The organism is Leptospira johnsonii (assembly GCF_003112675.1).
Classification (GTDB): Bacteria; Spirochaetota; Leptospiria; order Leptospirales; family Leptospiraceae; genus Leptospira_B; species Leptospira_B johnsonii.
The window spans coordinates 23,216-34,956 of the sequence record NZ_BFAY01000008.1; the positions used below are offsets into that span (position 1 = coordinate 23,216).

At 40.7% G+C, this 11,741-nt stretch carries 12 protein-coding genes; 4 read left to right on the forward strand and 8 right to left on the reverse strand.

Annotation, left to right across the window (positions count from 1 at the left end; genetic code table 11):
- Positions 1 to 43: 43 nt before the first annotated feature.
- From LPTSP_RS07625 to LPTSP_RS07640, 4 genes are read right to left on the reverse strand one after another with little or no spacing between them, the layout of a single operon-like run.
- Positions 44 to 1,822 (reverse strand): nitric oxide reductase activation protein NorD, encoded by a 1,779-nt coding sequence (locus tag LPTSP_RS07625; RefSeq protein WP_108928228.1) that lies wholly within the window; start codon positions 1,820 to 1,822, stop codon positions 44 to 46.
- A gap of 1 nt (position 1,823) precedes the next feature.
- Positions 1,824 to 2,648, reverse strand: coding sequence for a CbbQ/NirQ/NorQ/GpvN family protein (locus LPTSP_RS07630; protein WP_108928229.1), 825 nt, complete (start codon positions 2,646 to 2,648; stop codon positions 1,824 to 1,826).
- Positions 2,632 to 4,002 carry a cbb3-type cytochrome c oxidase subunit I gene (locus tag LPTSP_RS07635; RefSeq protein WP_108928230.1) on the reverse strand — a complete coding sequence of 457 codons (1,371 nt, stop codon included), beginning with the start codon at positions 4,000 to 4,002 and terminating at the stop codon, positions 2,632 to 2,634. Before LPTSP_RS07635 ends, LPTSP_RS07630 begins: the two co-directional genes overlap by 17 nt.
- A 31-nt stretch (positions 4,003 to 4,033) precedes the next feature.
- Complete coding sequence (locus tag LPTSP_RS07640) at positions 4,034 to 4,720, reverse strand: c-type cytochrome (RefSeq protein WP_108928231.1); 687 nt, start codon at positions 4,718 to 4,720, stop codon at positions 4,034 to 4,036.
- Positions 4,721 to 4,896: 176 nt separating this feature from the next.
- Between LPTSP_RS07640 and LPTSP_RS07645 the strand changes: the two genes are divergently transcribed.
- From LPTSP_RS07645 to LPTSP_RS07655, 3 genes are all read left to right on the forward strand, one after another.
- A complete protein-coding gene (locus tag LPTSP_RS07645; protein WP_108928232.1) occupies positions 4,897 to 5,583 on the forward strand; it encodes a Crp/Fnr family transcriptional regulator in 687 nt (228 codons plus the stop codon).
- A gap of 68 nt (positions 5,584 to 5,651) precedes the next feature.
- Positions 5,652 to 6,116 carry a MarR family winged helix-turn-helix transcriptional regulator gene (locus LPTSP_RS07650; RefSeq protein WP_108928233.1) on the forward strand — a complete coding sequence of 155 codons (465 nt, stop codon included), beginning with the start codon at positions 5,652 to 5,654 and terminating at the stop codon, positions 6,114 to 6,116.
- A gap of 70 nt (positions 6,117 to 6,186) precedes the next feature.
- Positions 6,187 to 7,368, forward strand: a complete 1,182-nt coding sequence (locus LPTSP_RS07655; RefSeq protein WP_108928234.1) for a thiolase family protein — start codon at positions 6,187 to 6,189, stop codon at positions 7,366 to 7,368.
- A 111-nt stretch (positions 7,369 to 7,479) separates the two neighbouring features.
- Here LPTSP_RS07655 and LPTSP_RS07660 read toward each other — a convergent pair whose 3' ends face one another.
- Positions 7,480 to 8,385 carry an NHL repeat-containing protein gene (locus LPTSP_RS07660; RefSeq protein WP_245915507.1) on the reverse strand — a complete coding sequence of 302 codons (906 nt, stop codon included), beginning with the start codon at positions 8,383 to 8,385 and terminating at the stop codon, positions 7,480 to 7,482.
- 28 nt (positions 8,386 to 8,413) lie between these two features.
- Here LPTSP_RS07660 and LPTSP_RS19250 point away from each other — a divergent pair, with 28 nt between their 5' ends.
- Complete coding sequence (locus LPTSP_RS19250; protein WP_245915508.1) at positions 8,414 to 8,677, forward strand: hypothetical protein; 264 nt, start codon at positions 8,414 to 8,416, stop codon at positions 8,675 to 8,677.
- A 97-nt stretch (positions 8,678 to 8,774) separates the two neighbouring features.
- Here LPTSP_RS19250 and LPTSP_RS07665 read toward each other — a convergent pair whose 3' ends face one another.
- The 3 genes from LPTSP_RS07665 to LPTSP_RS07675 all read right to left on the reverse strand — a co-directional run bounded on the left by LPTSP_RS07665 (position 8,775) and on the right by LPTSP_RS07675 (position 11,689).
- A complete protein-coding gene (locus tag LPTSP_RS07665) occupies positions 8,775 to 10,388 on the reverse strand; it encodes a glycerol-3-phosphate dehydrogenase/oxidase (RefSeq protein ID WP_108928236.1) in 1,614 nt (537 codons plus the stop codon).
- Entirely contained in the window at positions 10,385 to 11,233 is an 849-nt protein-coding gene (locus LPTSP_RS07670; protein WP_108928237.1) for a phosphotransferase family protein, read from the reverse strand. Before LPTSP_RS07670 ends, LPTSP_RS07665 begins: the two co-directional genes overlap by 4 nt.
- 105 nt (positions 11,234 to 11,338) lie before the next feature.
- Positions 11,339 to 11,689: a DUF3147 family protein gene (locus LPTSP_RS07675; RefSeq protein WP_108928238.1), complete on the reverse strand. Its 351-nt coding sequence runs from the start codon at positions 11,687 to 11,689 to the stop codon at positions 11,339 to 11,341.
- Positions 11,690 to 11,741 lie beyond the last annotated feature (52 nt).

The window sequence follows — 11,741 nt, forward strand, 5'->3', positions numbered from 1 at the left end:
AGAATAGCAACGTTTTATAATATACATTATATATACTTTAAGTTCAACGAACCAGCTTGATAAAAAAATCGGTCAATGCTTCCGGCAATTCTTTCGGGTTTGGCAAGATCCTATAGGATTCCTTTCCGAGCATTGCGGGAAGATATTGTTTTGCACTTTTATCTATTGCAAGTGCAAAGACCCCCACATTCGATCTCTCACATTCAAGAACCGCTTTTTTCACGTCTTCTATTCCGTATTTTCCTTCGTAACGATCATAATCATTCGGTTTACCATCCGTTAAAAGAAGGATCCAACGTTTTTGGCTTTTTTCAGCTTGGATCAGAGAAAGAGAATGTCGGATCGCAGGTCCAATTCTAGTATATCCCTTAGCCTCCATAAGCCCTATTCTTTCTCTGGATCTTTCCCAAGGTTCATCAAAACTTTTTATATTAGAATAATCGCAATGATTCCTGGTATTGGAATAAAATGAATCAATCCTAAAACGATCTCCGAATTCTGAACAGATCTGCCCGAATAAGACCAAGGAGGCCTTTTCCACATCCAAGATCCTTTGGTTATCCACATACGAATCGGTAGATAAACTCATGTCCGCAAGCAGAAGAATGGAAACTTCTCTGAGCCTATTTCTGTCCGACAAATACACATTTTCAGTCGGAGTTTGTCCACAAGATAGATCTGAGAAATATTGCAAAGCAGCGTCCAGATCCAAATCCTCTCCATAAGATTGTCTTTTTAGAGAAGTTTTAAGATTAAAGAATCGATTCATCCTGGAACGAAGCGAATTTAAGGTGCTATAATTTTCTTCGAAGACTTTTTTCGTGAATCCTAAGTCTGCATCCGAAAATTTCTTAGGAAACACCTTACAATGATCTTTTCTATATTTCCTTTTTCTAAAGTCCCATTCATCGTACGAGATAGGATTTTCTTCCGAGCGATCATTCTCCACTTCTCCAGCAAATAATCCCGAGAAAAAATCTGTCCTAAAAATGGAATGTGTAGGTTCGTTGGAACGAACAGTATGCCTAAGATCCAGCTCTCGAATCGCATCTTCTTGTTCCGATAAAGTATCGGATCCGTCAAAGTCTCGCCAGTTTCCTTGGAATTCTTCTGCTGTTTCCACCTTTTCGAATTGGTGCATCAGGGTATAATCTTCTTGGGATTTCAGATCCGCTTGAATCGTCTCTATCCTTTCTCTAGGCTTCCCTTCCAACTCCGTTTGGATTTGGTCCTGTTCTGTTTTCTGAGAGAGTAATTCTTGAGAAGAGATCGGAGCTTCTAGCTTATTTAAAGAAGAAGACATCCAAATCCCATGCAATAAGGAAAGATCCTCTGGCAATTGTTTATTTTTTAATATACCTTTTTGGAATTCACTCTCTACTTTCTGTACGGATTCAATCAGCCATTTTGCATCCGGAAAATTTCTTTCTAAGCTCAAAAGCACCTTTGGATACGTTTCGGCCGCAGCTTTTAAGGATTCGCTCCTGCTTCTACTCTCATCCTTCTTCCAATGAAATCCCAATCTTCTTTGCTCTGAAATATAAAGTATTCTGAATATATAAAATTCAAAATTCGATAATGTCTCCGATCCATGAGAATAGGATTCCGGTAAAAAATAGATCTGATCTTGAAATCCTCCTTCTTTTTCAGCGGGCAAGATCTCTACATTCTCTCCGGTCAAAGATTTGGCCAAGACAGACAGTCTGGTTTTAACTTCGGAGAGTTTTACTATTTTACTTTTTAGGAATGGATCTTTTTCGGAAGTGAAAATTTCTCTGACAGTATTATAGGTTTTTTTAAATACGAATTCTTCCCAACCCATATCAGATCATCAAAGAGACAAGATCTTTTAAGGAACGGATCGTATCCGGATCATCACTTAATGGTTGCACTATGGCAACTTCGCAAGACAGACGAGAAGGTAATCCGGTAGAGATCAATTTTGCCGCATCAACGAGTAGCCTTGTGGAACAGGATTCCAATAATCCCAACTCGGTCAGATTTCGGATCTTCTCGGCGAGTTTTACTAACTTAGAAGAAATGGAAGAAGAAACTCCAGTCTCTTTACTCAATATCTCTATTTCCGTTTCTTTATCTGGATAATCGAATTGTATGGATATAAATCTTTGTCTTGTAGAAGGTTTTAATTCCTTCCAACCTCTTTGGTAACCAGGATTATAAGAAGCAACCAAAACAAACGAATCTGGTGCTTTTAAATTTTCATTCTTTCTATCTATATAGATTTCCCTCCTGTGGTCCGTTAAAGGATGGATAGATACGATCGTATCAGGCCTTGCCTCCGCTATTTCATCTATATATAATATTCCTCCCGACCGAACACTTCTCGTCAAAGGTCCATCCTGCCAGACTGTTTCGGAACCTTGGATCAAAAATCGTCCGAGTAGATCCACTGCAGAAGTTTCCTCATGACAAGATACACTTGTCATAGGTAGACTCAACTTAGAGGCCATAAATTCCACAAAGCGAGTTTTGCCACAACCAGTGGGGCCCTTGAGCAGGATAGGAAGTTTATTCTTATACGCGTGTTCGAATATCTCTATCTCCTGCCCGATCGGTCTATAATAAGGGACTTCCCCTTCTCCAGAATACATTCCATTTTTATGATCTGTTTTAGGATCTACGGGCAAGAGAAATATCTCCCGAAGCTTGTTCCGCACCCAGGGCCTCGTCTGTAGGTGTTCCAAAACGTATGAAGTTTATAATGAATGCAATAATCCCGGCAGTAAACACAAGTGCGGCCAAAACTAAACCTAAGAAGTGAACTTGGATCTCTTTTTGGACAGTCAAAAAGTCTAATCCGAGTTTTCTCTCCAAGTAAACCTGTGCGATACCCGCCACAGCAAATGCACCGGTCATTCCCAACATTCCTATATTAGAAGCCCAGAATGCAAAAAGTCCGGTAGGATTATTCCAAAGTTTTCTGCCAGTAAGTAAAGGCATTGCGTATGTCAAGATAGCAAAGACGATCATTGCATAAGCTCCCCAAAATGCGAGATGCCCATGCATAGCTGTGATCAAGGTCCCGTGAGTGTATAAGTTCACTTGAGGAAGAGTATGTGCAAATCCCAAAAACCCTGCTCCCACAAAAGACATGACTGCACTTCCGATCGTCCAAAAAAGAGCGATCGTATTCGGATGGTTCCTTCCACTTTTTCGATACATAGAGATCGCAAACATTGCCATCGCAAGGAATGCAAGTGGCTCTAACATCGAGAAGAATCCCCCTACCCATTTCCAATATTCAGGAACTCCAATATAGTAATAATGATGGCCTGTTCCTAAGATCCCGGATAAGAAAGTCAAACCGACGATCACGTACAGCCACTTTTCGATAACTTCACGGTCTACTCCCGTAAGCTTGATAAGAAGGAAGGAAAGTATCCCTCCCATGATCAATTCCCAAACTCCTTCTACCCAAAGATGGACTACCCACCAACGGAAATAAGAATCCACCGTTTGGCTGTTAAATTGGATCATTCCAGGAAGATACAAAAGTGCGGCGGAAAAAAGACCGAAATATAGGACCAGAGCTGTTGTAGTATATCTTTTCCCTTTCCAGACGGTCATTCCTATATTAAAAAGAAATAATAGAACGTTAACGACTACCAGATAATCTAATGGCCGTGGGATCTCTAAAAACTTTCTTCCTTCCCAAATATTAAAATGGAATCCTATGATGGACACCACTCCGACCAAGATGAGAGAGATTAATTGAATATAGGCAAGTTTTTCGGAATAGATCTCTCTATCAGATTCGTCTGGAATAATATAATGAGCAGCGCCCATAAAACCTGTCAGTAGCCAAACCACCAATAAATTCGTATGCGTAGCCCTTGCCGCATTGAATGGGATCCAATCATGGAGAACATCGAATCCCATTCTGGCAAATCCCATCACGAACCCATAAATTATTTGCAAGGACAATAAGAGCATGCAGGTGGCAAAAAACCAATACGCAATTTTTTGAGATTTATACTTCATAAAGAAACCGTTATATTCTAATCCTATTTGTTTATTTCAACTGAGAGAGATAAGAGGACAGATCCTTGATCTCACTATCCGTAAGCGGAAGTTTAGGCATTGCTGTGCCAGGCTTGACCTTTTGTGGATCCTTCAACCAATTTTGTAGATATGCCAGATCGTATTTTTTTCCGACTGAATCCAAAGCAGGACCAACATTCCCTCCGGAACCGGCAACGGAATGACAAGCGGTGCAGATCTGTTTGAACTTTTCTGGTTGAGTGACAGAAGCAGATTCAGAATTTACGATTTGGGTAGAAGTTTTATATTCCGGCTTAGGAGGAAAACCTTTTAGATCCAGCTCTCCATTCCATTTCAAGAATGCGATAATATCCGAGATCTGAGATTCCGAAAAATCATACTTTACCATTTTTCTTTCTCCAGGATACATCGCCTCTGGATCCTTTAAAAACACGCGGATCCATTCTGGACCTCTTCTTTCGTATACCTTTGTCAATTCGGGAGCGTAATACGCTCCTTCTCCCAAAATTGTATGACATCCCATACAATTATTTTTTTCCCAAAGTTCTTTACCTCGGATCACCTCTTCGCTCAAGGTTCGAGAAGAAGGAGAAGAGTAAACGTACTTTAAGGAATCATATGTAAGCATCAGAAAAACTGCGGAAAATAAAAAAGTCCCGACCAGGAAAAATAATTTCGCCTGAAATTTTGTAAGCATACCTTAATCCTTATCTCAAAAAAAACCGCGAGCTCGCAGTAAACAGTGATTTAGAAATCGGAGAGCATTCTGGGCGATATTTCAAAAAATTTCCTTGATATAGATCAAACATATTAAGAAAATTTTGAGAATCTTTGGCTTGAATTATTCAGAAAAGACAATATAAAACAGTCGTTATGACTAAAACTTTAAGCGTTCAAGCAAGTGATCATTGGGCCGAAATCCAAAGAGAATTCCCAAACGAAATCTCATCTATCGGTATCCGAAAAAAGATCTTAAAAGGCGAAGTAGTGTTTGGCGAAAGAGATCCTTACGATGGATTCTTCGAGATCATATCAGGTATCTTTAAAGTATATTCTTTATCTCCGGATGGAAAAGAAGCCATCCTAAAAGTATTTTATCCAGGAGAATTGATCGCTTCTCATCCGATCTTTCAACCGCAAGAGCCCTGTTTTTATCCTGCATTCTGTGAAGCGTTAAAAGACGGCGAATTGACCTACTATCCTAAAAGGGAATTCACTTCCTTCTTATTCGAAAACAATAAAGCACTCTATTTATTTTCAGCGGTCACTATCCAGCATCTCAACTATTTCAGAAAAAAACTGGTAGAGAATCTTCATCTCTCTGTTAAAGACAGGATCTTGAATTTTTTAAAAGAATGCGGAGCCATTCAGAAATTTATCACACTTCCAATCACTAAAAATCAATTGGCATCATTAATAGGCACCACTCCTGAATCGGTAAGTAGAGCATTCAGATCTCTCTTGGATGAATCCATTCTTGAAGAAAAAGATTCTTCTTATAAGATCATAAAGGAGAATGGACCAAAAGAAACTCACGAATTCCCTGCATTGAGGCAATAACCCTCGATCCAGTCGAATTTTTAAGCTTGACCCCTCGATAGTGCATACACACCATTTGGTTAGAAGATATGAAAAATAGCCCTTCCCCTTCCGAACTCAAAAAAATAGGACTATCTTGCCTAAATGTTAGCTTAAGAAGGACAGCAAGGTTGGTTACATCTTATTATGATTCCATACTCAGACCTTCCGGTCTTAGGATCACACAATTCAGCATCTTAGTCGGAATAGGATATGAAGACGAATGTAGCATCACTGATCTTTCTAGACTCACAGATATAGACAGAACTACCCTGCAAAGAAGTTTAGAGATCCTAAAGCGGGACGGTCTAATCCGGATCGAAAAAAAAGAGGCTGGGAATATTCGAAATCTTTCTCTCACTAAAAAGGGAGGATCTAAATTAGCGGAAGCAATCCTACTTTGGGAAGAAGCTCAGAACGAGATCACTAAATTATTGGGAAAACCTAAATTCCAAGAAACCCTAAAGATACTCTCTGAAGTCAGAAAAATCCCAGTATTGGAAGCTCAAAACTAAGTCTAAAAGAATATATAATAGAAAATATTTTTAGGCAATATAGTGTATATACAACATACTAGGAGGAAAAATGGTAGTCATAGTAGACGGGGCGAGGACCCCTTTTGGAAAATTCGGCGGAGGATTAAAAGATTATAGCTCCTCAGATTTGGCGGTGATCACCGCCAAAGAAACCATTCGCAAAACAGGCGTGGATCCTTCAAAAATTGAAGAAGCGATTTATGGAAATGTAATACAGGACAATAAAGACTCTGCTTACCTTGCCAGACATATTTCTCTCCGATCAGGTCTTTCCGAGCAATCGAGTGCACTTACCGTAAATAGACTTTGCGGTTCCGGACTAGAAAGTATCCTAATAGGAGCACGTAAAATTCTATCTAAAGAAAATACATTGGTCCTCTCAGGAGGAACCGAATCAATGAGTAACGCTCCTTTCGTATTAAAAGGCGCCAGATGGGGAAACAAGTATGGAGATACGATCGCAGAAGATAGATTAGCCCAAAGCCTTACAGATTGTTTTGCGGACCTGACCATGGGAATGACGGCGGAAAATATCGCTCAACATTTTAAAATTTCCAGACCGGAGCAGGATGAATGGGCCGGAATTTCACAAGTAAGAGCGGAGAAGGCCACAAAGAGCGGAACCTTCTCCTCCGAAATGATCCCAGTCCAAACCGGAGGAAAAAAACCAGTCGTAGTGGATAAGGACGAACAGATCCGAGGTGAAGAATGTGTAGTACAATTAAAAAATCTACCAACTGCATTTTTGAAAGAAGGAACTGTCACAGCAGGAAATGCTTCCGGGATCAATGACGGAGCATCCTCCGTTCTACTTGCTTCCGAAGATTGGGCAAAAGAGAACGGAACAAGACCTTTGGCATCCATATTAGGTTATTCGAATATAGGATGTGACCCTAAAATGATGGGTTTAGGTCCCGTATTTGCCATTCCGAAAGCGTTACAAAATGTAGGACTTAGTTTAAAGGATATAGATCTATTTGAGATCAACGAAGCCTACGCTTCTCAAACCCTAGCCGTGATCAAAGAATTGGGATTAGATCCCGAAAGAACAAATGTGAACGGAGGGGCAATCGCTATAGGACATCCTCTGGGTGCAAGTGGAACAAGAGTCACCCTGGCACTCGCCTATGAATTAAAACGTAGAAATCTAAAGTATGGAGTTGCCTCCCTTTGTATAGGAGGAGGACAAGGGATCGCAATCGTATTAGAAAATTATAATTTTAGAAGATAATTTTCGAACAGCGAAAGAGATATTAGCGAAAATACTGCGATGCACCGCTTGTGGTGCTTCGCAGATTGTAGCGAATAGCTCGGCCCGCGAAGCGGGTTCGCCCATAAAACTTTAAGGAAAAAAGAGGGCTCGCCTATTGAAAGAATCCGTTACCCATAGACCGCAAGGGGCAACTGCCACAGAAACAACACTTCCCGTATTTTCTGCAGTAACAGCAGAGTTAAAGACCGAAGTAAAATCAGGTTTACCTAATACTCTGTCTGCTCCTTGCCCAATGGTAAACGGAGGGGAAAAACGAACAGCCCTTCCGTTATTCGTATCGGCTACCCAAACTGCCCCATTTGGCTCGATGCTAATTCCATTCGGGCCCGTTAAGGCAAAGCGGCTTGTTCCTCCACTTGAGGCAGAAAAGTTGGGCTGCCCTAAAACCATGTTTGCTTGCATTCCATTTGTAAAAGGAGGGCTAAATCGAAGAACTCGATTATTTGCAAAATCTGAGACCCAGAGATTTCCCACTGAATCCGTTGCAACACCAGTAGGACTGGTAAACCTGGTATTCGACGCGGCTCCGCCTCCGGCGGCCGTAAAGTCATCTGCGCCGATTACCAGGTCAGCATCCTGGCTTGAAGTAAATGGCGGTGAAAAACCTAGAACCCGATTATTGAAATAATCCGCAACCCAAACTCTGTCGCCTGGGCCTACTGCAACCCCGTAGGGATTACTCAGGGTGTTTATAGTCCGGGAGGATACTCCAGTTCCAAGCATCATATCAGGCGAATCTCCAGAACTCATTCCAGGAGCATAATGCTGAACAGCATTCCCAGTTGAAGTAGTTCCGGAAACCACCCAGATCCCGCCGCTTAAATCCATGGCGATTTGTCTCGCCTCCATTGGGGAGGCAGTAAGTATAATGTCTGCGTTCGCATTAGTCTGTAAAGGTGATGGAAAATGCATGATCCTGGCATCGGAAGGACCGCCATAAGAATCAGTTATCCAAAGCCCCCCTTGAACGTCCATTGTGGCTCCGGAAATAGATCGGAATTGATTGGGGGCTGTTCCAAAAGAACTGCTATCCGTAAAATCCGATTGGCCTATAACGATGGTAGCCGCTTCTCCGTTCTTAAAAATACTACAGGAATTTCCGACCACTCCACCGCAGGTGGAGCTCGTATCGTTTAGAAGGAATTTTAAAAGTTGGGTGTTTAAAAAAGCATTACTTGAGGGATCACAAGGATTCTCGGTGGAAATAGCCCCGCAACTTATAAGAAAGGAAGCAAATGAAATATATAATAAATTTTTAATATTATGAAACAAGGAAGAAAGTCCGGACATTCGATAAGTAATTTAGACAAACTGCTTTCGATTGCAAAGCAATTTATTTACCAATCGGGCGAAATCCGAATCCCTCAAACGAGTAGTTTTCTTTTTAGCTTTTGGATCTCTTCCGATTTTCTTTCTACAGACCAGTTCCATTCTTTGCCTGCAATCTCTGCCACTTTGGAGAGTATCTCGTCAGAAGGAAGTCCAACAGTTCCAAGTCCAGTTCGCCTTAGGAAAATATCCTGCAGGTTCGTCGCCATTTCGAAACGAATTGCGTATAAAACTTGGGCTGCTAATTCTCCATCTTCGTCCAATACTTCCGATAACTGTGTAGAAGTATTTGCTAACTCTAAAATAGACACGTATTCCGTTCCATGGTGCCGAACCAGGTATTCTATTGTGTTTTCAGAAATATTAGGATAAGAAGTTTTAGCATTTTCTAAATAAGATCGTATATCGGAAATCTCGCATCCTTTTAGGAATTTCTTTTTAGAGACACTCGGTCCGATATTTCTAGAGAATTTCTTGTGTATGAGTTTGAATATTTTCTCTGCGAAATGTCGGCTAGTAGTATATTTTCCACCACCGGCACTGATCAGCCCTTCTATTCCCTCTTTAGAATGATCTTGTAATTCCGATTTTCTAGAAGCAGAATAAGTTCCCTTGTCTTCTGCTCCAGTTTCTGCAAGAGGTCTGAGTCCGCCGTAAGCAAACTCCACGTCCTTTAGTTCTAATTTTTCAGAAAGTAGACCGGAGGAATTGATATATTCCAAAAATTCTAAAATACTTTCCTGAGAAAGTTTCCAATCTTCCACAGGACCATAGTACGCTTTTTCTGTAGGGCCTATCATATTTTTCCCTCTCCAAGGAGCGAAACTGAAATGCCCTTTTTTTCCTACATGAAGCACCATGGTGTCGAAATATTTTTTGGTGATAAGATAGATCCCTTCGGATCTTGTTTTAGGGACCGGAACTTTTATCTTTTTGGTTCCGTTCAGAAAATCCTGGCTCCAAGGCCCAGAGGCGTTAACGGTCACGGAAGCTTTTAATTTTACGTTTTTATTATGAATGGTGTCTTTGACCAGGGCTCCGATAACTCTGTTGCCCTCGAAGATCAATTCTTCTGCTTTGGTATAATTAGAAATGGATGCGCCTTCTTGGACTGCCGATTTCAGAAAGGCTAAAGTCAATCTTTCCGGACTGGGCATGATACAATCATAAAAATAGATCGCCGAGTCCATACCACTCAAACCCCTGCTTTGGACCTCCTTTTTAGAAAGGTTTTTATGTGCAGGGATCCTTTTGGATTTGTCCCAGGTCCAGTTTCTATCAAAGGAAAGTAGATCGTATACGAATAGACCAATCCTTTCCAAGAGACCAGGATTCGGAAGGATCATCGGATAAGGATAGACTAGGTTGGGAGCGATATTGGATAAGATCCTTCTTTCTTTCAGAGCCTCTCTGACTAACGATAGATCAAAACGTTTTAAGTATCTTAATCCACCATGGATCAGTTTTCCTGTGGCAGATGACGTTGCCCCGCCGAAATCTTCTTTTTCGACCAAACAAACAGAAAGTCCCCTACTCGCCACCTCATAGGCCAAGGCAGAACCCGTGATCCCACCGCCTATGATCAATACATCAAAATAGGCCTCTTCGCCTACTTTTTCGATAAATCGTTCCAATTTTTGAGGACTCATTTACCTGCCTTAGAAGAAGTAGTTATCTCTCTAATCTCTTTTTGCAGGGCAGCCCTTTCACTTTCTATATTCCATAGTCCTAAACGAAAAATTAATATAGGAAGTCTCCATTTTTCTACTTCTCTCCAATCCATTCCGGAAACGGAAAGATATCTTTTCAGGTAACCCTTTAAGATGAACTTTCTAACTACAGTATAAAATAAAATTTTTAAGAACGGAGTTCCCGGCCAAAGTTCCGCATCTTGAAATAGAAAAACGGTCGAGGCTACGTCTGCAGCCGGATCCCCTTTTAAAGCAGTCATCCAATCTATGATTACAAATGAATCATTTGCGACGATCACGTTTTCTGGATGAAAATCCAGATGTAGAACGGAGGATCCTTCCGGCAAATCTTCTATTAATTCTTTTGCGATCTTCTTCTCGTCTTTACTTAAAAAAGAAAGAGGTTCTTTTGAAAGAGTTTTAACCGCTTCCGATCTGATATCCTTCAACTTCTTTGCTCGTTTACTATGCAAATCCAGATGAAGATCTGCAAGTATTCTAGAAAGACTGAAAAAAGTCAGAGGTTTTTTATCTGGAAGTTTGGTGAGAGAAATCCCATCCAGTCTATCAAAGATCAATCCTTGTCTATCCCCGACCTTGACCTTCTCATAACATTTCATAGAGGTGGCGCCTGTAGAAAAAGCGATTACAGAATTAGAATATTCGGTATCTATTTCAGAGGCAGGGATCTCTTTAAAAAATAATTTTAGGATCTTACTCGGTCCGTATTCCGAAATTTCGGCGGACCTACCTATTGCGAGTGAATTCCCAGGACTGGGTCGGTTTGATTTTTTAGGAGGCATGATTCTCTTCTCTATTTGTTTGGCAAAACTGATTCTATATTTGTATATTCATGAGCAAGAAGTAATTTCTTCCGTCGACCGGCTTCAAGTGCCCGGAACAGGCTCTTAAATAAGTTTGATACCGAATTTTTCAAGAACGTAATTAAAAGAAATAAAAAGCAAAACAGTTAAGAGCACACAAGAACCAAGTGCAAACCAAAAGCCAAATGTGGAATATAACTTAGGAAACACCAAGAACATCGGTAAGGTAGGGATCACAAACCAAAAAGTATAATATGCATGATTAGAGATCTTTTCCGGATCTGTCTTTTCGAACTGCAACCAGAGTAAAGTAAGAATGGTCACTAAAGGAAGAGAAGCGATTAAGGCTCCTAAACGATCGTTCCTTCGGGCGATTTCCGAAATTAAAACTACTAGTGCAGAAGTCACTGCGTATTTAACGATAAGAAATAACATAGGATCTCGAGAATTAGCAAAGTAGTAACGTATGGAATTTCCACAAGTTTAT

Coding starts and splice junctions, on each gene's coding strand:
- LPTSP_RS07625 (WP_108928228.1), bottom strand. CDS start 1,822: ATGGGTTGGGAAGAATTCGTATTTAAAAAAACCTATAATACTGTCAGA.
- LPTSP_RS07635 (WP_108928230.1), bottom strand. CDS start 4,002: ATGAAGTATAAATCTCAAAAAATTGCGTATTGGTTTTTTGCCACCTGC.
- LPTSP_RS07640 (WP_108928231.1), bottom strand. CDS start 4,720: ATGCTTACAAAATTTCAGGCGAAATTATTTTTCCTGGTCGGGACTTTT.
- LPTSP_RS07645 (WP_108928232.1), top strand. CDS start 4,897: ATGACTAAAACTTTAAGCGTTCAAGCAAGTGATCATTGGGCCGAAATC.
- LPTSP_RS07650 (WP_108928233.1), top strand. CDS start 5,652: ATGAAAAATAGCCCTTCCCCTTCCGAACTCAAAAAAATAGGACTATCT.
- LPTSP_RS07655 (WP_108928234.1), top strand. CDS start 6,187: ATGGTAGTCATAGTAGACGGGGCGAGGACCCCTTTTGGAAAATTCGGC.
- LPTSP_RS07660 (WP_245915507.1), bottom strand. CDS start 8,385: ATGGACGTTCAAGGGGGGCTTTGGATAACTGATTCTTATGGCGGTCCT.
- LPTSP_RS07665 (WP_108928236.1), bottom strand. CDS start 10,388: ATGAGTCCTCAAAAATTGGAACGATTTATCGAAAAAGTAGGCGAAGAG.
- LPTSP_RS07670 (WP_108928237.1), bottom strand. CDS start 11,233: ATGCCTCCTAAAAAATCAAACCGACCCAGTCCTGGGAATTCACTCGCA.
- LPTSP_RS07675 (WP_108928238.1), bottom strand. CDS start 11,689: ATGTTATTTCTTATCGTTAAATACGCAGTGACTTCTGCACTAGTAGTT.